Source organism: Actinotignum sp. usb-actsch-213, from assembly GCF_059085665.1.
The window spans coordinates 1-20,004 of record NZ_JBHNSQ010000050.1 but is presented as its reverse complement, the minus strand read 5'-3'; the positions used below and the strand labels follow the sequence as shown (position 1 = coordinate 20,004).

The 20,004-nt window shown below is 61.1% G+C and carries 14 protein-coding genes and 1 tRNA gene; 5 read left to right on the top strand and 10 right to left on the bottom strand.

Annotation, left to right across the window (positions count from 1 at the left end):
- Positions 1-138: 138 nt before the first annotated feature.
- The 9 genes from AC5RK6_RS06100 to AC5RK6_RS06060 all read right to left on the bottom strand — a co-directional run bounded on the left by AC5RK6_RS06100 (position 139) and on the right by AC5RK6_RS06060 (position 10,954).
- Positions 139-1,536 carry an N-acetylglucosamine-6-phosphate deacetylase gene (locus AC5RK6_RS06100; protein ID WP_320757986.1) on the bottom strand — a complete coding sequence of 466 codons (1,398 nt, stop codon included), beginning with the start codon at positions 1,534-1,536 and terminating at the stop codon, positions 139-141.
- Complete coding sequence (locus AC5RK6_RS06095) at positions 1,537-2,307, bottom strand: glucosamine-6-phosphate deaminase (RefSeq protein ID WP_320757985.1); 771 nt, start codon at positions 2,305-2,307, stop codon at positions 1,537-1,539. It abuts the gene before it with no gap.
- A 100-nt stretch (positions 2,308-2,407) separates the two neighbouring features.
- Entirely contained in the window at positions 2,408-3,082 is a 675-nt protein-coding gene (locus tag AC5RK6_RS06090; protein WP_320757984.1) for an N-acetylmannosamine-6-phosphate 2-epimerase, read from the bottom strand.
- Between the two features lie 137 nt (positions 3,083-3,219).
- Positions 3,220-4,308, bottom strand: a complete 1,089-nt coding sequence (locus tag AC5RK6_RS06085) for an ROK family protein (protein ID WP_320757983.1) — start codon at positions 4,306-4,308, stop codon at positions 3,220-3,222.
- 9 nt (positions 4,309-4,317) lie between these two features.
- Complete coding sequence (locus AC5RK6_RS06080) at positions 4,318-5,238, bottom strand: dihydrodipicolinate synthase family protein (protein WP_016441969.1); 921 nt, start codon at positions 5,236-5,238, stop codon at positions 4,318-4,320.
- A 4-nt stretch (positions 5,239-5,242) separates the two neighbouring features.
- Positions 5,243-6,115: an ABC transporter ATP-binding protein gene (locus AC5RK6_RS06075; protein ID WP_241227695.1), complete on the bottom strand. Its 873-nt coding sequence runs from the start codon at positions 6,113-6,115 to the stop codon at positions 5,243-5,245.
- A 16-nt stretch (positions 6,116-6,131) separates the two neighbouring features.
- Entirely contained in the window at positions 6,132-8,228 is a 2,097-nt protein-coding gene (locus AC5RK6_RS06070) for a dipeptide/oligopeptide/nickel ABC transporter permease/ATP-binding protein (RefSeq protein WP_410374485.1), read from the bottom strand.
- A 2-nt stretch (positions 8,229-8,230) separates the two neighbouring features.
- Complete coding sequence (locus tag AC5RK6_RS06065; protein WP_016441972.1) at positions 8,231-9,187, bottom strand: ABC transporter permease; 957 nt, start codon at positions 9,185-9,187, stop codon at positions 8,231-8,233.
- 165 nt (positions 9,188-9,352) lie between these two features.
- Positions 9,353-10,954 (bottom strand): ABC transporter substrate-binding protein, encoded by a 1,602-nt coding sequence (locus AC5RK6_RS06060; protein ID WP_016441973.1) that lies wholly within the window; start codon positions 10,952-10,954, stop codon positions 9,353-9,355.
- Positions 10,955-11,323: 369 nt separating this feature from the next.
- On the opposite strand from AC5RK6_RS06060, the gene AC5RK6_RS06055 reads away from it, so the two are divergent.
- From AC5RK6_RS06055 to AC5RK6_RS06045, 3 genes are all read left to right on the top strand, one after another.
- Positions 11,324-12,310 carry a FadR/GntR family transcriptional regulator gene (locus AC5RK6_RS06055; RefSeq protein ID WP_435730945.1) on the top strand — a complete coding sequence of 329 codons (987 nt, stop codon included), beginning with the start codon at positions 11,324-11,326 and terminating at the stop codon, positions 12,308-12,310.
- A gap of 133 nt (positions 12,311-12,443) precedes the next feature.
- Positions 12,444-13,289, top strand: a complete 846-nt coding sequence (locus AC5RK6_RS06050) for an Abi family protein (protein WP_320757981.1) — start codon at positions 12,444-12,446, stop codon at positions 13,287-13,289.
- A gap of 396 nt (positions 13,290-13,685) precedes the next feature.
- Positions 13,686-17,033, top strand: coding sequence for an exo-alpha-sialidase (locus tag AC5RK6_RS06045; RefSeq protein ID WP_435730946.1), 3,348 nt, complete (start codon positions 13,686-13,688; stop codon positions 17,031-17,033).
- Positions 17,034-17,183: 150 nt separating this feature from the next.
- On the opposite strand, the gene AC5RK6_RS06040 is transcribed toward AC5RK6_RS06045, so the two are convergent.
- Entirely contained in the window at positions 17,184-18,323 is a 1,140-nt protein-coding gene (locus tag AC5RK6_RS06040) for a sialidase family protein (RefSeq protein WP_320757979.1), read from the bottom strand.
- Positions 18,324-18,801: 478 nt separating this feature from the next.
- On the opposite strand from AC5RK6_RS06040, the gene AC5RK6_RS06035 reads away from it, so the two are divergent.
- Both AC5RK6_RS06035 and AC5RK6_RS06030 read left to right on the top strand, forming a co-directional pair.
- Complete coding sequence (locus AC5RK6_RS06035; protein WP_320757978.1) at positions 18,802-19,362, top strand: GNAT family N-acetyltransferase; 561 nt, start codon at positions 18,802-18,804, stop codon at positions 19,360-19,362.
- Between the two features lie 57 nt (positions 19,363-19,419).
- Positions 19,420-19,507: transfer RNA gene (locus AC5RK6_RS06030), tRNA-Ser, on the top strand.
- Positions 19,508-20,004 lie beyond the last annotated feature (497 nt).

Here is a 20,004-nt window from a genome sequence, read left to right as displayed (position 1 = left end):
CGACACGCCCGATCCTGCCCGAGGGAGGCAGTGAACGCTTCCCGGCTTGTGGTGCTGCCGTGCCCGCACATACTTCCAACGTGGGCCATCGGCACGTTCCGGCGTGAGAACTCCCGGGCCCGGCATGGAACCCGATGCTTAGGAGTGGGAAATTTCCACTCCTTCGCGGACAACCGCCAGCGGGGTCATCGCCTCAGTCCAGGCGACAAGATTGACCGGCTTGCCCGGGGTGAAGTCCACCGTGACTCCGGGAGCATCCCAGGTGCCACCGGCGTAGACCGGCCCGGCCACCGTGGCCCGGACCAGCTGCGGGAGCGTCAGCTTCCCGCGCCCGGCAAAGAGGGCCACCTGATCAGCCAGCACCGAAGCACCGCCGGCTAGAGTATCGGTACCTTCCAAGTAGCAGGCGCCGTCGCGCACTTCCACCGCGAGTCCGCCCAGGGTGTACTTCCCGGGAGGCATACCGGCCGCGGCCAAAGAATCCGTAACGAAGAAAGCCCCGGGAATACCCAGCTGGCCCGCGCCGGCACCCGCGGCGCCCGCCCCGTTTCCGGCACCGTGCGCACCTGCGAACCCGGCCCCGAGATCCGGCTCATCAAGGTAGGCCACCACATCCTCAACAAGATCCGGATGCACGTGGTAGCCATCGGCAATCACCTCAGCGCTGATGAAACCGCGCCGCGCCGCCTGAATGTACTCACGGATCGGGCCGGGTGCCCGGTGCGTGAAAGCCGTCATCGCGTTGAAGAGGTGCGTTACCGTTTGTGCGGCTTCCTGCCCGACGGCGCTACCGCTGCCATCACCCAGCGCCGCCAACGGCGTGTACCCGTGCCGGCGCGCCACCTCCAGGGTGCGCGCAATTTCGGCCCGGGTAACCGCACCGTCCCCGTGGGAATGCCCCCAGGACGGCTTACCGCCGTACTCAAGCAGCAGCTCGGCGGCCCGCTGGGCACCTTCCGCTTCCGGGGCAACGGTCATCGTCTTAATCCAGCCACGCCCGGCTTCCAGCCAGGAACGTAGCTCGGCCTCATCCACCGGGCGGATCACCTCGGGATTTTGCGCCCCGCACTTTTCCCGCGAAATATACGGGCCTTCCAGGTGAATACCGGCTAGCTCCCCGCGTTCGCAGAACGGCACAAGCGCCTCAATCTGCGGCAGCGGATCCGCCAGCGAAACCAAGGAAGCGAACATCGCCGTGGTCCCCCCGCGCTGGTGGGTACGGATCGCGGTAGCGATCTCCTCTTCCGTATAGTTATCCGGGAACGCGAAACCTCCACCGCCGTGGCAGTGAATATCCACGAGGCCGGGGGTAATAACATGTGCCCGGCGTACTTGCGGGTTATCAGCGCCCAGCCCGAAAGCCTCCGCGGCCCGAGCTTCGATTCCGCGTGATTCCCGCTCCGCAGCCAGCCCCGCGGTTACCGCGGCGGCCTCCTCAGCGGTGAGAACCCGGGCCAGCGTACCGGCGTCGTCGGTCTCAATGCCGTACCCAACCTCGCGGCCGTACCCGTTGAGAACGCGCCCCAGATAAAACACTTAGATCATCTCCCAACGCGCGCGGTACAGGTCCGTCAGCTTGAGCTGCGCGGCGGCCTCTTCATCCAGGAGCACGGTGACATCCGGGTGCATCTGAATAATCGTGGCGGGCCAGAAAGCGCTGATGGGGCCTTCGCACAGCTCGCGCACCGCATCGGCCTTATTGGCACCGAAGGCGAAGAGCACCAGCTTCTTCGCTTCCATAATGGTGCCCAGGCCCTGGGTGATGCAGCGGGTCGGGACGGCTGCTTCATCACCGTCGAAGAACCGCGCATTGTCCTTGATGGTCTGCGGGGCCAGCGCCTCCACGTGAGTGCGCGACACCAGCGAACCACCCGGCTCGTTGAAGCCGATATGCCCGTCCGCGCCGATGCCAAGGATCTGCAAGTCCACGCCGGCCGCGCCGATCTTGGCATCATATTCGGCGGCTGCTACCTGCGGATCCGGGTTCTGCGCATCGGGAGTATTGAGCCCTTCCTCGGTCAGACCGGTCTTGTCATCCCCCACCAGGTTGCGGCGCAGCACATTGCGGTAAGATTCCGGATGCTCCGGATCCAGCCCCACGTATTCGTCCAGCGCGAAAGCTTTGGCGCCGGAAAGATCAAATTCGCCGGCCGCGTGGGCTTCGCGCAGCGCCGCGTAGAGGAGATCCGGCGTGGAACCGGTGGCCACCCCGAGTGTCGCCTTCGCGTTCCGCGCGAAAAGATCCTGGATAATACGTGCGCCCTCGCGGGAGGCTTCGTCCGCGGTGGCGAAAATTCCGATATGCATGAGATTCGTCCTTTCCCGGGCGCGTTTCACGTGAAACGCGGCAGTGGTCAGTGCTCGCGGGCCCCGCGTTTCAATCACGCGCGGGAACCCAAGTGAAGTTTTAGTTTTCGACGGCTTCGCGGAACCACGTGGTGATCGTGGTCGGGTGCGTAATAGCAGTTCCGACGACGGCCGCCCAGGCACCGGCTTCCATAACAGCGCGCGCCTGCTCCGGAGTGTGGATACGCCCTTCGCAGACCACCGGGATCTCCGGGAATTCTGCGACCATCTGAGCCAGCAGCTCAATATCGGGGCCGTCGGTCTTCGGGCGGTCCCCGGAGTAGCCCGCCAGGGTGGTTCCGAGGATATGGCAGCCGGCCTGAGCCGCGGCGCGGGCATCATCAATCGAACCGCAGTCCGCCATGACGAGGGCGCCGTCGTCGAGAAGAGCAGCCACGGTTTCCGCGAAGCTCAAGCCATCCGGACGCGGACGGGACGTGGCATCGAGCGCTACGATATCGGCGCCGGCGCTGATGCAGGCGCGGGCATGGCGCAGGGTCGGAGTGATGAAAACGCCTTCGTGCCCCTCTTTCCACAGGCCGATGACAGGCACTTCCACCTGGCCTTTAATCGCGGAAATATCCGCCAGGCCCTGGCAGCGAATCGCCGCCGCTCCCCCGCGCTCGGCGGCGAGGGCCATCTGCGCCATCGTTTCGGGGTGGCGCAGCGGTTCACCCACGTACGCCTGGCAGGACACAACGAGGTGCCCGCGGAGAGATTCGATCATCGGATGCACGATAACTCCTAAGTTATAACGAGAAATGCAGAGTTGTAGTTATGCGGCGCGCTTCGTGCGGCCGGCGCTCCCAGCGCGGCCCGCGCAGCCCGCGGCGAGACGGTTCGGCGCTCCTAGCGCGCCACCCGCACGCCACGTTAACCGGCGGCGTGCAAGAAATGGACGGCCGCGCCGATAAGGGGGGCCTGCGATCCCAGGCTACCCTCCACAATCGGGGTGGCGGCGGTGCCCACCATGGCATCGCGCCGGTAACCCTCACGCAGCGCCTCCATCCAAAACTCACCCACGTGAATAAGCGAGCCAGACAGGATAATAACGTCCGGGTCAAAGGAATTAGCCAGCCCGCCCAGGGTCTGCCCGAGCGCGAAAGCACCGTCGGTAAACACCTCGCGCGCGAACATATCGCCCGCGTCCACGAGGGCTTTCAGTTCTCGACCTCCCCGGACGACGACGGGGCGCTGCGCGCCCGGGGCCTTCCGGTAGGCACTTTCGGGAACATCGGCGATCCCGGTGAGGGAAGCCGCTGCCGCGGCAGCGTAACTCGCGCCCTCCACGTGCGCTTCAGCTTGGCGCTTGGCGTAGAGGCGGGCCGCCCCGCTACCCGAGGCCACTGATTCCACGTGGCCATCGCGCCCGCAGGAGCAAACCAATCCGGCGGCATAAGGATGGTGAATATGACCGAAGTGGCCGGCCACCCCGTGCGAACCGAAAAGGATCCGTCCGTCAATAACGGCCGCGCCGCCCAGCCCGGTTCCCACAGCGATAACAAGTGCGGTACGCGCACCGGCGCCCGCCCCGTACGTTGCTTCCCCGAGGGCGTGCCCGTGCACGTCATTGAGAACCCGCACCGGCAGGCCGCAGCGTTCGGCAAGATGCGGGCCGAGGGGCTGACCGCCCCAGCCGGGCATGGTGTCCGTGGCGGAGGTAATGCACCCGGTCTCCACGTCCACCACTCCGGCGCTGGCGATAGCAATTCCACTCACCGGCGTTCCGGCGGCACTGGCTGCCGCGATCTGGCGTTCCGCGAAATCTGCGATATCCGCCAGCACCCGGGCTCCACCACGCCGCGCCTCGGTTGGAATACTGGCCTCGAGGGAGATGCGCGGGGCATCACCGCCCGGGGCGGTGGCCGCAAAGGTCACCACCGCCCCCGCGATTTTGGTTCCCCCGATATCCAGCCCGAGCAGCGAAAACTCGGAGCCGGGCTGGAACGGTGCTACCTTCATGAGTGCTCCTTAGAGCAGCCCGCAGCTGGCGAGCACGCCGCGAATAGCTTCGACGTTCTCACCTTCGAGGGCCTTGACGGGCCGCGGCATCTGGTTAGAGGCGATAACCCCCAGTTCCTTCATGGCCGCCTTGAAGGCGCCCACGCCGGCCGCGAAGCCCTGCACGCCCTTGGGCACCATGACGATGCGCATGAGATGGGCAAGCTCGTCCTGCAATTCAGCAACGCGCTTCCAGTCCCCGGCCTGCGCCGCATCCCACTGCTCCACGTAGGGGCGCGGTGCCACATTAGCCAGGCCCGGAACGGATCCGTCCGCGCCGCCCATGTAGGCGCCATCCACAACCACTTCGTGGCCCGTGAGGATGTTGAGAGGGTTACCGGCGGCCTTGTTCTCCTCCAGCAGGAAGCGGAAGTTAACGTCGTCGCCAGAAGAATCCTTGACACCGGTCAGCACGCCTTCGCGCCCCAACCGCATCAGCAGGTCAATGGAGAGCTTCTTGTGCACGCACACCGGGATGTCGTAGGCGAAAAGCGGCAGGTCCACGGCATCGCGGATGTAACGGAAGTTCGCTTCGATTTCCGCTTCCCCACCCAGCGCGTAGAAGGGCGCCGTTGCGACGATGCCGTCCACCCCGATGGCCTGGGCATCACGCGCGTGCTCAATCATGCGCTCGGTTTGCATATCGATAATGCCGGCGAGCACCGGAACACGCCCGTTAGCAACTTCCACCGCGGTTTCGAGGATTTCACGACGCCGCGCATCGGTGCTGAACACCACTTCGGAGGTTGAGCCGAGCACGAACAGGCCGTGCACTCCGGCGTCGAGCATCCGGTTGAGCGAGCGTGCGAAAGACTCCTTATCGAGTTCGCGTTCTTCGGTCAGCGGCGTAACTGTCGGGGGGATAACGCCGCGGAAACGAGGATCTGACATGGGACTATGCCTCCAATTTCGGGTGAAGCAGCGAGGGCGCCGCTGCCAATAGGGTTCTCGTGTAGTCATTTTGCGGATTGTGGAGCACGTCCTTGGCGTCTCCCCATTCCACGATCTCTCCGTGATTCATCACCGCGATCTTGTCCGATACGTAACGCACCGTCTGAATATCGTGGGTGATGAAAACCATCGCCAGCCCCAGATCCCGCTTGAGATCGGTGAGCAGGTTGAGGATCTGGGCGCGCACGGACACGTCCAAGGCTGAGGTGGGTTCGTCCGCGATGATCGCGTCTGGGCCCACAGCCAGCGCACGGGCAATAGCCACGCGCTGACGCTGTCCACCGGAGAGCTGCCCGGGCAGCGCGTCAAGCGCCGATTGGGGCAAGCCCACCATGCCGATAAGGTCTTCCACGCGGCCGTAGCGTTCCTCGCGAGTGCCGATCTTGTGGACCGTCATCGGGTCGAGGAGCTGGTCACGTACGGTCATACGCGAGTTAAGCGCCGTGGCCGGATCCTGGAACACCACCGAGACCACGCGGCCGATATGGCGGCGCTGGGCAGCGGTACGTTTCGTGACTTCTTCACCCTTGAAAAATACCTGGCCGCCGGTGGGGGACTGGAGTCCGCACATCACGTTCGCCGTCGTCGACTTACCGGAACCGGATTCGCCAACGAGACCGATGGTCTGGCCGGGCATCAGGGAAAGGTTCACGCCGCGTACGGCGCGCACCTTATTCGGATTGAAGATGGAACCGGTACGGGTGCGGAAGGTGACATCAACGTCGCGCAACTCGATAATCGGTACATCGGAAAGGGTAGGCCGGTCCGCTACGGACGCACCGGCAGCGTGACGAGCTTCGGTATCCAGAGTTGTCATGATCTTTCCTCCTTCGTCACTTCTGGGCATCCGGGCCGGCTGCGCCATCGGCGGCTTCGCCAGCAGTGTGAGCTGCGGCGCCGGTGGCGGTCTCGGCAGCGCTGGACGCGCGCAGCGATTCCTTGGGCACCAGGTTGGTGGTGGCCGGGTCCGGAGCGTCGGGCTGGGCGGCGTAGAAGTGCCACGTCTCGCCCACACGTTTCATAATCGGGCGGGTGTCCAGGCCCACCGTCGGGTGCGAGGACCGCGGGGCGAAACGATCGCCCTTCGGGAAGTCGCGCGGCGAGGGAACCGTGCCGGGCACCTGGTGGAGCCGGCCGGCACCCGCTTCGATGGAAAGCACGGAACCGAGCAGACCGCGAGTGTATTCGTGGTGCGGGTCGGTGAGCAGTTCCTTCGTGGATGCCTGCTCCACAACCTGACCGGCGTACATGACGGTAATCGAGTGGGCCACTTCGGCAACGAGCGCCAGATCGTGGGACACGAAGACCATCGCGAAGCCGAGCTCCTTGCGCAGGCGGTTGAGAAGCTCCACCACCTGGGCCTGAACCGTCACATCAAGCGCGGTGGTCGGTTCGTCCGCGATCACCAGCTTCGGGTCACGGGTGAGCGCCATGGCGATAAGCACGCGCTGGCGCTGGCCACCGGAAAGTTCGTGCGGGTAGGACTCCAGGGTCCGCTTGGGATCCAGGTCCACCAGCTCGAGGAGCTCTTCGGCGGTGCGGGTGCCCCCGCGGCTGGTCAGCTGCTTCATCTGTGCCTTGATGAGCATGGACGGGTTGAGGGAGGACAGGGCGTCCTGGTAAATCATCGCGATCTCATGCCCGCGCAGCTCGTTGTGCTGCTTGGGGGTGAGCTCGAGGAGGTTCTGCCCGTTGAACATAATCTCACCGCTAATATCGGCGGACTTATCGAGCAGGCCCATAATCGCCAGGGAGGTAATGGACTTACCGCACCCGGATTCACCCACGAGACCCATCGTTTCACCGGCGCGCACATTGAAGGACACATGGTCTACCACATTGACATCGCCGTGGCGCGGGAACTTGATGCACAGGTCGCGCACTTCGATAACCGGTGCCTCCTGCGAGGTGGGTTCGAAGCGGTCGGTACGCCGTTCTTCTGCGTGGCGCAGTTCCTCCAGACGCTGGACCAGCGCATCGTGCTGGGCGGCGTAAGCGGCCACCGGATCCACGAGGAGACGATCCTCTTCACGCTTGGCATTAACGTCCACGTTATCGGGAACGGCCGCGGCCTTCGGGGCCGCCACCATGGCGTCCGTGAGACCTTCGGAGAGGATGTTGAGGCAGAGCACCGTGATCATAATGGCAAGGCCCGGGAAGAGCGCCTGCCACCACCGGCCCAGGAGCACGCCGCCGCGAGCGTCGGCGAGGATATTACCCCAGGTGGGTGTGGGTTCGGCGATGCCGGCCTGGATGAAGGACAGCGAGGCTTCGAAGACAATCGCGTCGGCCACGAGCACGGTGGTGAACACCATGACCGGGGCGATACAGTTGCGCGCCACGTGCTTGATAAGGATCCAGGGAGCCCGCGCGCCGGAAACGATGACCGCGCGCACGTAATCTTCACCGTATTCGCTCATAACATTCGCGCGCACCACGCGGGTGATCTGCGGAATGTAGAGGAAGCCGATCGCCATGATGATGACGGGCAGGGTATTGCCGAATACCGAGACGAACACCGCGGCCAGCGCGATGCCGGGGAAGGACATGATGATGTCCATGCAGCGCATGATCACTTCGGAGATCCACTTGCGGGAGACCGCGGCCAGCGCACCGAAGATCGCACCGAAGAAGAGCGCGAAAGCGGTAGCGGCGAAGCCGATAACCAGCGAGTAGCGGGCACCGTAGATCATACGGGAGAGAATGTCACGGCCCTTTTCGTCAGTACCGAAGAGGAAATCACCATTGGGTGCCTGGCGGGCAACTTCAATTGCCTGCGGGTCGTGCGGGGAAATAAGGGGTGCGAAAACGGCCGCGAGGGCAATGAGCACCAGAACGACGACGCACAGCTGGGCGCCGCGGGTCATATTGCGGAAACGCTTAAACCGGACACCGGGGCGTTCCATCTTTTCCGTGAGTTTACGCCTCATGATTAGACCTCCCGGATACGCGGGTTGATCAGCACGTAAAGCATGTCAACCACAATATTGACGACGATGAAGGCCAAGGCCACCACGAGGACCACGCCCTGCACCAGGAGGGGGTAGTTCTGCTGGACGCCTTCGAGGATAGCCATACCCATGCCGCGCATGTTGAAGATAACTTCAATAACCACAGCGCCACCCATGAGGTAGCCGATACGTAGACCGAGCACGGTCACCGGGGAGATAAGGGCATTGCGCAGCACGTTGCGGGAAACCACCACGCGCTTGGGGATACCTGCACCGATAGCGGTACGCACGTAGTCCTTATCGAGTTCCTCCACCATCGAGGTACGAATAACACGGGTGAGGGAACCGGCCACCGGGACACCCAGGGCGATAGCCGGCAGCGCCATGCGCGCCAACCAACCGGCCGGGTCTTCACTGAAAGCCGGGAGCGCGCCGGATGCCGGAAGCAGAGGCATATTGACGGAGAACGCCAGGATCATAAGAACGGCCAGCCAGAAGGAAGGCGTTGCGATGAAAGCGATGGAGAAGACGCGGATGATCTTGTCGGGCCACTTATCGCGGTAGAGCGCGGCAATGACACCGAAGACGAAAGCGAGAATAACGGCGATAATAAGGCCGAGGAAGGTCAACTGCATGGTGATGGGGAAGGCCTCACCCACGCGCTCGGCCACCGAAGCTTGGTTGGCGCCGTACGTGCCCAGGTCGCCCTGCACGAAGTTGACGAGGAAGTTCCAGAACTGAGCGAGCCAGGGATCATTGAGTCCCATGGCCTGACGGTAGGCTTCCAGAGCTTCTTCAGATGCCCCTTCACCGAGGGCCGAATAGGCCGGATCGATCTTAGAGAAGGACATCAGGAAGAAGACGAGGAAGGCAACGCCCAGAACCATGATCGGAAGCACCAGCAGGCGGCGCCCGATGAGTCTGAGAAGGTTGTTCACTGCAATATCTCCTCGGGGCTGCGGCGCCCCGCGTTGACTATTTGAGGGAGTATTTGGGCAAAGCTCGGGCCGGGGGTGGGGTTTACACCACCCCCGGCCCTCGCATTACCGTGTGTTCTTTGAACCAGCGCCGCGCGTGTCGTCAGCGCTGAGTCACGCGATTATTTACTTTCCAGCCGCGGCGCCAGCGTTGATGAAATCAAGGCCGGTCGTCGAGATCGGGGAGAAGTTGGTGACCTTGTCCGGGTAGTACGCGGTCAGCATCTGACGGTGGAAGAGCGGGTAGAGCGGAACTTCTTCGGATACCAGATCGAAGGCCTTGTTCCATTCCTGCTGCTGGGCGTCGCCTTCAAGGGTGACAGCCTTATCCATGTACTGGTGCAGTTCCTTGAACTTCTCGGAGCCACCCCACTGGGTGCGCTTCTTGGTCCAGGTGTTATCGCCGTACCACCAGCTGAGCAGGAGGTCGGGGTCCTGACCGAAGACCGAGGGATCGCCGGGGGCGAGAGCAACATCGAAGGTCGGGTTATCGACGTCCAGGTTATTGGCGTAGAGCGCCGAGGAAGCCTGGGATTCGATGGTCGCGTTGATACCAACGGCAGCCAGATCGTTCTTGATCTGCGGAGCCAGTGCGGTGATCCACGGGTGATCGGTGGTCAGCAGCTTGATGTCGAGGTTCTCAACACCGGCTTCCTTGAGCAGTTCCTTGGCCTTCTCAGGGTTGTACTTGTAGACCGTGGAAGCTTCGTGGAAGTTCGGATGGCTCTCCGGGAGGAAGGACTTGGCGGCCTTCGCATTACCCGAGAGCGCGTTGGAGATCAGCTTCTCAGTATCAACAGCGTAGAAGAATGCCTGGCGCACCTTGTTGTTATCAAGCGGAGCCTTCTTGGTGTTGAAGAGCAGGAAGGGCAGGTTGAAGCCCTGAACCGCGTCAATCACACCGCCGGCACCCTTGATAAGAGCTTCGGCATCGGCCGGGGCCGCTTCGATAACATCCACGGTGCCCTGCTGGAAGGCGGTGGTACGAGCGGTATCGTCCTTGAGGATCTCCCACTGCATCGCTTCCGCGGTGGCCGGGAACTGCCCGTTGTAGTTCTCATTCGGGGAGAACTTGATGTGGGCGCTGGTGATCTCATCGTACTTCCACGGACCGGTACCCATGGGCTTCGAGGTCAGCTCATCATCGCTCATCGAAGCCGGAACGATCTTGACGAGGGCCAGACGTTCCTTAACCAGCGAGAAGGGATGCTTGAGGTTGATGGTGACAGTCTTGTCATCCTTCTTCTGCACGTTGTCAATGAAGCTGAGCATCGGCAGGTAAATATTGCCCTCAGCGGTGGACCGCTCGAAGGACTTGACCACGTCATCCGTGGTCACCGGGGTGCCGTCCGAGAACTTCGCGCCGTCACGCAGCGAAACTTCGTACTGGGTATCGGTCACCTTGGTGGGCGCATCTTCCTTGGCCAGAGCGCGGTAGGGCTTGTAGTCGTGGTAATCCAGTTCGTACAGACCCTCCACCACGTGCATATTCGCGCCGGTTGCCAGCGCGGACGAGGTAGACGAAGGATGGTAGTTATTGGATTCATAGGCGGCTGCCGCGCGAATGGTGCCACCCTTTGCCGGCTGTCCCGAGGGAACTGCGGCCTTCTCGGGTGCATCTCCACCGCTCTTGCCGGTGTCAGATCCACCGCCACCGCAGCCGGACAGCGCCAGCACACCAGCGGCCAGCACGGCCGTGGCCTTGGCGCCCCACTTCATGCGTGTCATTGAAGTGTCCTCTCCTTTGAGTTCTTCCGGAAATTCACTGCCGAATTTCCGCTATTTTTTCGCGTGCGACAACCATCTTTAGCGTCGCGTACCTATGACTCTAGATTGTCTGACAACTTTGTGCAAGCCCGGTATCTGGCTTGTGAGTAAACTGTGACCAATTTGTGATGAACCTGGAAAGCGGGACGGTCGGCGGCTGGGTGCACCCCGCGCGGCGGCGGCCGCGCGGGCGTCGTCGTACCACGCCGAAACCACCTCGAAACTGCCCCGAACGGAATGAAAGTGCGCGAAAACGAGCGTAACGTGACCCTTTTCAATATTTCTGCGCGCATCTTTTGAAAACATCCGTTTTCCGATACCTTAGGTGTCATGATGCCCGACGACGCGCAGTCACATGCCACGCAGGGCGCTATGCGGGCCACCGGCGGCCACACCGGTTCCGGCTCGGATCGCGCCGATTTGGTCATGGACGCTTTGAAACAACGAATTATTGAAGAACGCCTACAACCCGGCGCGAAGCTCCCCACCGAAGCGAAGCTGTGCCGGGAACTCGGGGTGTCACGTTCCTCGGTGCGCGAGGCCCTGTCCAAGCTGGCGGCGCTAGATATCGTTACCTCGCAGCGCGGGAAGGGCACCCAGGTGGCGAATATGTCCCTCTCCCCGCTGGTGGAATCTTTGCTGCTGCGTTCCTCCGCACGGGCCGGCGCCGGTACGGGCGCGGTGGAAAGCGTGGCCCAGCTGCGCGAATATCTGGACCTGGGGATGGCGGAAGGCGTGGTGCGGGCACTGTCGGGCACCCATCACGATAACCTGCACGACATCGTGGCGCGGATGACCGAAAAAGCACTGCGCGGGGAAAATTTCGAGCACGAAGATATTGAGTTCCACATTGCGATGACGTCCGCGCTCGATAACGAGGTCGCGTTAGAGATGGTCACGGCACTGTGGGTGGTGCACTCTATTGCGCTGCGCGATTTAGACGACGACGTTGACGAACTCCTCCTCGAAACCGCTCAGGCACATAAACGTATTATTCAGGCCGCCGAAGATGGTGATATTTTCGCGTATCGCGGGGCAGTCATTGACCACTACCGGCCCCTCAATATGATTATTGACCGCCATGAAGCAGCTCAGCAGCACGCGAATTCCGGGGGAAGCACGGAAAGTACACTCGGGGATTCCGAGGATCCGGAAGCCCCGCCAGAGGCGCTTACCGCTCAGGCCGCTACCCAGCAGCACGAGGCTGAGCGCGCCGAAAGAGCCGAGCGCGCCGCGGATATTGCCGCGCGGGCACAGCGAGCCGCCTCCTTTGCCGATATCGCGGATCCAACGTCGCGGGTTTCCGGGGTGTTGTGACGGGGTCAAGTTTTTAGTCACAGGACTTGCACACCGTGCTTATAATCGACTACATTGAGTAGTAATCGTTCAGCCCGCCTCGACTCCGGTCGGGAGTGGGCTGGATCTCTTTTTACCGCTTCTAGGGGCAGCGTTGACCAAGCAGGTGAAGCCAGCCGCAACCATTGATGAGCATATTGGCCTGCTGCGTGACCGCGGCATGGATGTTGATGCCGCTTTAGCTCGGCAATGGTTAACCAATGTGAGCTACTACCGCCTGTCAGCATATTGGTATCCGGCTCGTATCCTCATGCCCAACGGACACCGCCGCGACATCTTTGCACCAGGCACCACGTTTCTGGCCGCAGTTGAGCTTTATGAGGCGGATAGAAAACTCCGCACACTTGTCCACGACGGCATGGAACGCATCGAGATTACAATGCGGACTCGCATCGGAGAAGTGCTATGCGTAGACGCCCCCTTAGGGTATACCAACCCTAGCTACTTTCGCCCATCTTTCAACCATGAAAAATGGATGGCAACGGTGCAGAAACGGGTTGCCAGAGTCGGGCAAAACAATGAAGCAATCAAACATTACCGCGACGAGTACGACGGAAAGTACCCATTCTGGGTTCTAGCTGAAATACTCGATTTTGCGGATATTTCACGACTATTTGAAGGCCTTCCCGCCAAGGAACAACGTGAAATTTCCAGAGGGTTGAACATTGACATTTACCTTGAAACCTTGTCGAAAAACCAGCAACGAAAAGCGAAAACACAACCACCTCTGATGCGTTGGCTGGAGCAACTAACTGTGGTTCGTAATATCTGTGCTCATCACGGACGTCTGTGGAATAAATCCTTCGTCCCAGCGCCGACCGCAGCATTACGGACCCTGTCTGAATTCGAGTCGCTTCCCGAAGGCCAAAGCGAAAAGGTCTTCGGCGTGCTGACAGTGATGGCACATTTGCTTCGCGTCACTTCTCCCGGAACAACTTGACCCGACAAGATTGCCCAGCACATCAAGAGCGCTTTTTTGACTAACCCCCTGGTACACCCCACCAGCCTGGGCCTACCTGCGGGTTCGTTCCAATCGCTATAATCAGAGCGGTACTCTCTAGGAAAAGTACGTGCCGACTGAGCTGCGCCGTCGTACCGAAGCGCGGAGAAATAGACCCGCCACGGCCGCGACATCCACCAAAACAACGTTCCACAGCATGACCACAACGTCGTTCTGCATGCCCGAAACACTGTTTTATGTGACCGGAACGCTGTTCCGCTGAGCATTCTTGTCTGACAACAACTTTCCAAGTGCGGAGTTGCTGTGCTATTTTCGTTTTTGTCTGACAACAGCGTCAGGCGAGACGATGATGTATGCCAGAAAGGTAATAGCACAATGTCAACTCCTCACCCCCGGCGTGGGTGGAAGGCATTCGCGGCACTATCTGCCACGGTTGCCCTCACGGTCACGCCGTTGACAGCGTGGGCTAGCCCGGGGGAAGAGTCCCCCGCAGCCAAGCCTGCCCCCACGGAAACTCTCGACACCGCAAAACCGCCAACACCTAGTCAAGACCAAGATTCTACCAAATCTTCATACATGAAGATAACTTTCGAGCGTATTGACGATGGAGATGAAGGCTCCGTACGAATTGGGGAAGAACTACGCTTCGCCGTGACGTACACCAACACATCGGACCAAAAAATCACGGCCTTCCCTTATCAATCGAACCTCAAGGGCTTTCTGCCAACAAATGCACCGAATTGCCGCTGGGGAGATTTAAAACCTGGCGAAACACAAGGCTGCTCATCAATCACATATACCGTCACCGAAGATGATGCCGAAGAGGGCGCCTTTACCCCCTATGTGGTGTTCCGCGCCACTAAGGACCGCAACGGAACAGAAGTTCTCCAAGATAACATTCGTGCGGAACTCCCCGAATTAGTAGTGCTTAATGAGCACATTAAGGATCAGCCGGACCCTTCCACCATCCCCACTGATCGCAAGGACATGAAGACTGTACGCTTGGCAAAGAAAGGCGATAAGCCGAATCACTGCTACCGTATCCCCGCACTCACCCAAGCAAAGAACGGCTGGATCCTCGCGGCTTATGACGGTCGCCCCGGTTCTTGCGCAGATTCACCCAACCCGAATCACATCACCTTGCGCATTTCTAAGGACAAGGGAAGATCCTGGGAAGCACCAAAAGAAATTCTGCAGGGCAAGGGAAGTATCCACGACTCCGATAAGTACGGTTACTCCAATCCTTCCTTCGTGGTGAATGAGGAAACCGGGCGTATTTTCCTGTTCTCGGTGTTCTCCTACGACAAACGTTTCCAGGATTCTCAGCCCGGCACCGATTCCAACGACCGTAACGTGCTGCACGCTCAGTTTATCTACTCCGATAACCACGGAGAGACCTGGTCCGACCCGCGCATTATCACCAAGGACATCACCTTCGATGAGAATATTCGCTCCCGCTTCGCGGCCTCCGGCGCTGGTATCCAGCTCAAGTACGGCCCGCACAAGGGCCGCCTCATCCAGCAGTTCACCATGACTATGCCGAATGGCAAGGGCTACGCCGCCGTCTCCGTCTACTCGGATGACAATGGCGCCACCTGGACCCCCGGCCAGCCGGTCTACGGGAACATGGACGAGAACAAGGTCGTGGAGCTTTCCGACGGCACCGTCATGCTCAACTCGCGGTCCTCGGACGGCATTATGGCCCGCAAGATCGCCTTCTCGAAGGACGGCGGCCAGACCTACACCCCGATGCAGGTTGAATGGCAGCTGCCCGACCCGCGCAATAACGCTTCGATTATCCGCGCGTTCCCGAACGCTCCGCAAGGCAGTGCGCAGGCGAAGATTTTGCTCTACTCCTCGTCATCCGCGACCTCGCGTTCAAACGGTCTCGTGCGTATTTCGTACGACGACGGGCGCACGTGGTCAGTTGGTAAGCAATTCAAGCGCGGTGCCATGTCCTACTCCACGATGTGGGCGTTGCAGGACGGTCGCTACGGTATCTTCTACGAGGGCGATAACAATGACATGCTTTACGCTCATTTCCACCTGGATTGGTTGAACTCCCTGCCCGTTTCGGCGGTACCGGCGGATAACGCCAAGGTATATCGCGGCAAGTCGACGATTCCGCTCTCTATCACGAATACCGGCGGCGAAGCACTCGGCAACCTCGTAGCAACTCTGACGGAACTCCCCTCCGGTTGGAGTGCCGAAGCTGTAACGGTTGAGAACCTCAAGGCTGGAGAAACTCGCATTGTGCAGGTGCCAGTTACCATCGATAAAATGGCACTCTCCAATAAGCAGCCCTACAAGATCCCCTTCCGCCTTACCTCTGGAGATAAGGTAGCAGTCAACGGATTTGCCGAAGCCACTCTGGCAGACAGGGTCTGCGAATCAAAGCCCGAATTAGTGGACGGCATTAGTCTCGCTAACGCACTTCCTGAGGAAACACGTCAAGAAAACAACGGGGCAGCTAACCTACTTGACGGCAATCTTGACACCATTTGGCACACGCCCTGGAGCGAGCGCATCAAATTGCCGCTGGATGTCGATCTCAATCTGCCCAAGGCTGAGAACATCGGGCGCGTGGACGTGTACCCGCGTATGGCAGGTGGCAATAACGGACGCATTCGCAGTGCGGAACTGTGGGCCGGTAAGGATGCCGCGAGCGCGGTTAAGGTTGCCGAAGGGAATTTCAAGGATTCGACTGATCCAGCCACTTTCCTCTTTGACGCCAAGGACACTAAGTTCCTGCGACTGCACATTACGGGAACCTATGGAAACGTCCGTAATACACTGGCCTCCGCCGCGGAAATCAAGGTTTACCGCATGACTGAAGTGAAAGACGGTTGCGTTGAGCCGACACCGGATCCGACTCCGGATCCCAGCCCGGACCCGGCACCCAAGCCCAACCCGAGCCCGGATCCCTCGCCTGCACCTTCGCCCGAGCCGACTCCGGGCACCGACCCGACTCCGGGCACTCCGGATCCGAGCCCGACTCCCAGCCCGGAACCGACACCGGACCCGAGCAAACCCGCGGTTCCCGAATCGCACGGTAACGCCAACTACCTCTCGAACTCGTGGACGTCCACAGTTGCTGATCTCGTCTTCTCCTATGGGCGCAGCGGCGACGAAGTCCTCGTGGGTGACTGGGATGGCGACGGCAAGGAAACCCTCGCCGTTCGCCGCGGCAACCAGTTCTTCGTGAAGAACACCCTGGGCGGCGGCAACGCTGACACCGTATTCTCGTACGGCAAGGCTGGCGACAAGGTCGTCGTGGGTGACTGGGATGGCGATGGCAAAGATACCTTCGCGGTTATTCGCGGCAATAAGGTGTTCGTGAAGAACTCCCTGACCAGCGGCAACGCCGATACCGTATTCTCCTACGGAAAGACCGGCGACAAGCTCATCGTGGGCGACTGGAACGGCGACGGCAAAGATACCTTCGCGGCCGTGCGCGGTAATCGTTTCTTCATCAAGAACTCCTTGGCCGGAGGTAATGCTGACGCAACCTTCAGCTTCGGCCGCGTGGGCGATGAGGTCATCGTGGGTGACTGGGATGGCGACGGCGTGGACACCGTTGGGGTGCGCCGCGGCAATGTCATCCATACCGCTGACGCAAACGGGAACACCACCGGAAGCCTCGCTTACGGCAGGACAAGCGATCAGCTCCTCATCGGTGACTGGGATGGCGACGGCATCGACACGCCTGGCGTGCGGCGCTAAGCGCTCCCCATCTCGCTGAAAAAAGCACCTCGCGCTGAGAAGCACCTCGCGGCGCGATAAGCGAGATACAAACCGGGGCCGGGTGGGCTGGATTTCCAGCTCACCCGGCCCCGTTGCGTGGCGTGCCACGCGGCTACGTTTCTGGTTTAGTTAGCGCAGTTCCTCGCCCGGGATCAGGTCCAGGTAGAGCGAGTTCTCACGTTCAAATACGACGGCGAGGTTATCAGCGAGCCACACCGCGTCGGAGTAACCGAATTCGCCCGGGCCCAGGGAGCGGAGCAGGCGTCCGGCGTCGTCAATAATAGCGCCGTTCTCCCGCGCGGTATCCAAATGCGGATGGATGAGGACGGTGCCATCTCCGCAGGTGATGAGCTTGGCATTGCAACCCGGATCGGGGAAGTTCAGGGGCTGCGGTTCAGACCAGCTCAGGCCATCGCTCGAGCGTGCCACCACGCGCCCACCGCAACCCTGGAGGCGGATATTCGCGATGACCTCTCCCCCGCATACCTCGAGGGTGGTTTCGTCCAGGCCTGGGGTACCCACCGGGCGGATCGGCTCGGAAATCGCCACAATCTTGCCTGCGCGCACATGCACCACGTAGATAACAGCCTCCCCGCCGCGGTTCGTCACGTATGGGAGAAGCGCGGTATCGCCCAGCAACGGGGTGGAGCCGGAGGTGGCGAAAAGACCATCGCAACGCAGCTCACTATAGAGCTCGTCGTCCACCCGAGTATGGCTCAGAGAATCTAGGCTGGTCCCCCAGGCAATCCAAGCTTCCAGCCGCGGGCCATCAAAACGGGAGCCGAAATAGCCGATTTCTTCCGAGGCGGCGTAGGCCAGAGTGATGCCGGCATCGTTCCCGGCGGCGGTTGGCGCTGCGGCATCCGCGCCCGTAGCACTGGCTACCGGAGCACCGGCCACACACGGATCCCCGCACACCGCAGGAGTTCCCGGAACCGGGAGCGGAGCGGAAAACTCAAGGTCCTGCGCGCGCAGCGGCGTGCCCGGCGCGGGGAGCTTGGCGGTGATATAGCAAATACGGTTGGGATTAGGCAGGTCGGCAGCCATTGCCCCACCCAGGTTTTCCCAGTCAAAATCCCCGCTCGGATGCGGGCGTTCATCGAAGAAGACGGTCAGCTGGTTATCGCGATGCAGCACGGCCGGGATGCGGAAATCGCGGTCGGCAGTACGGGTGACGAGAGCGCGGGCCGAACGGCCAGCCGCGGCGCCAGCGCTGGGCGCGGGGGCCTGCGCACGATCATTGTGCGGGTCCTTATGTAGAGAAGTCATGGCACCATCCTATGCGGTTGTCAGACTTAATGCCGCGGGCCGGGGTTGGGCTACCGCCGCGCACGTTTCCGCGGGATAACAGGACTGGTGAGCGGTAGGCGCGGCGTCGTCGCCCTTCATTCACGGCAGACAAGCGCCGGTGGTGCACACCACGTTTTGACAGAACCCCCGCGCTGTGTAAAATCCTGTGTGCAGCAAGCGAGGCCGGGCGGTACCACCCGCGTTTCCAGCTGTTCGCGTACAGCAACGATACCGATTCTTGACCGTTACTAGAGCTTGCACTGAAGACTTTTCTTGTTTTACGCTAGCGTTCAGCGGCCCATGACCGTGTGACACCCCCGGTGTTTCGTCCGGTACGACGACGCCACCCCCAACCCAACCTAACAGCAGCGCATATTTGCTTCATGCATGCCAAGCGCTGACTAATTCCTGACCGAATTTCCCCTGTGGGACCGAGTTGCGGAGGACGACGACTCTCATGACCACTCAATTGACTCACCTGACCCGGTGCACGCGTGAGGATATCCCCACCCTCGCCACTATCCGCCGCGCCATCGAAGAAACTATGGCCGCCGCCGGCAACACCCAGTGGCCGCTCGGCTCGCTGCCCGTATGGAAGATCGCCGAGCAGATAAACGCCGGCGAATTCTGGGCTTTGCGCGCGGCCGATGGCACTATCACCGCCGCTGTGCGCGCCCTGCATTCCGACCCGCTCATCTGGTTCGATGACATGCCCGCCCTCTACCTGCACACCCTCATGGCCAATCCGGCCGTTGAGGCGAAGGGCGCCGGGCGGGCGATCCTGGCCGCGATGGCCCAGCTGGCAGTCACCTACGGCTACGACCGAGTGCGCCTGGATTGCGTGGGTCCGCTGCGTGACTTCTACGCTCGCCAGGGATTTGAGGACACCGGCATGACCCATTCCGGTAACCACTCGGCGGATATGGATGCGCATCTGATGGAGCGCATCCTGCTGCCGGAGTTCACGCCGGTGGGTGAGTTTGGGGCTGTGCTCGAAGCAGCTGCGCCACTGGTGTAGCGGCGCGCGAAACTACGCTAAACTAGCCTTTTGCAGCCCGCGTGGGCGGCGCTGCTTGGAGAGTTGTCAGAGCGGCCGAATGAGACGGTCTTGAAAACCGTTGTGCGGCGACCCCGCACCAAGGGTTCGAATCCCTTACTCTCCGCATGCGATCTAGCCCTCAGGTTGAGAAATCGGCCTGAGGGCTTAGTTTTTGTTGAGCTGGCGCTGGAAAGTCGGGGAATGGTGGGGCTTGGAACGCTCCCCGTAGCCACTCTTGACCGGCCTTTAGGGGTACTTCGGGGGTACTTTTGGGGGTACAACCCGAGGTGTGGAGATTTGTACCCCCAAACCGGGGTACGCGACGAAAATAAAAGGGGCGATTTGAGGAACAGCGCCTCCGTTCGGGACTGCGAGATAGATTTACACGCTGATAGTATTGAGATGCCGGCGAAAAGAGGGTCAGGGATCCTCTTCCCCCACCGAGGGGATAGCTGGCTCCTACTTTTTACCCACCCCCGGCTACCCAATACTGGTAGCGAGCGGCTCAACATGGGTCAAGATGTTCTTCAATGTATGCCCCTGGGCGATGCTGCGGGGACATTTTCACGCGATGACGGCTCGGTGTCGAGCGCAAGTTTCTCGAACGGAAAGGCTTCTAGC

Bases quoted from the DNA above. Each gene is read 5' to 3' on its own strand.
- AC5RK6_RS06095 (WP_320757985.1), bottom strand. From the start codon at position 2,307: ATGCATATCGGAATTTTCGCCACCGCGGACGAAGCCTCCCGCGAGGGC.
- AC5RK6_RS06085 (WP_320757983.1), bottom strand. From the start codon at position 4,308: ATGAAGGTAGCACCGTTCCAGCCCGGCTCCGAGTTTTCGCTGCTCGGG.
- AC5RK6_RS06080 (WP_016441969.1), bottom strand. From the start codon at position 5,238: ATGTCAGATCCTCGTTTCCGCGGCGTTATCCCCCCGACAGTTACGCCG.
- AC5RK6_RS06075 (WP_241227695.1), bottom strand. From the start codon at position 6,115: ATGACAACTCTGGATACCGAAGCTCGTCACGCTGCCGGTGCGTCCGTA.
- AC5RK6_RS06070 (WP_410374485.1), bottom strand. From the start codon at position 8,228: ATGAGGCGTAAACTCACGGAAAAGATGGAACGCCCCGGTGTCCGGTTT.
- AC5RK6_RS06060 (WP_016441973.1), bottom strand. From the start codon at position 10,954: ATGACACGCATGAAGTGGGGCGCCAAGGCCACGGCCGTGCTGGCCGCT.
- AC5RK6_RS06055 (WP_435730945.1), top strand. From the start codon at position 11,324: ATGATGCCCGACGACGCGCAGTCACATGCCACGCAGGGCGCTATGCGG.
- AC5RK6_RS06045 (WP_435730946.1), top strand. From the start codon at position 13,686: ATGTCAACTCCTCACCCCCGGCGTGGGTGGAAGGCATTCGCGGCACTA.
- AC5RK6_RS06040 (WP_320757979.1), bottom strand. From the start codon at position 18,323: ATGACTTCTCTACATAAGGACCCGCACAATGATCGTGCGCAGGCCCCC.
- AC5RK6_RS06035 (WP_320757978.1), top strand. From the start codon at position 18,802: ATGACCACTCAATTGACTCACCTGACCCGGTGCACGCGTGAGGATATC.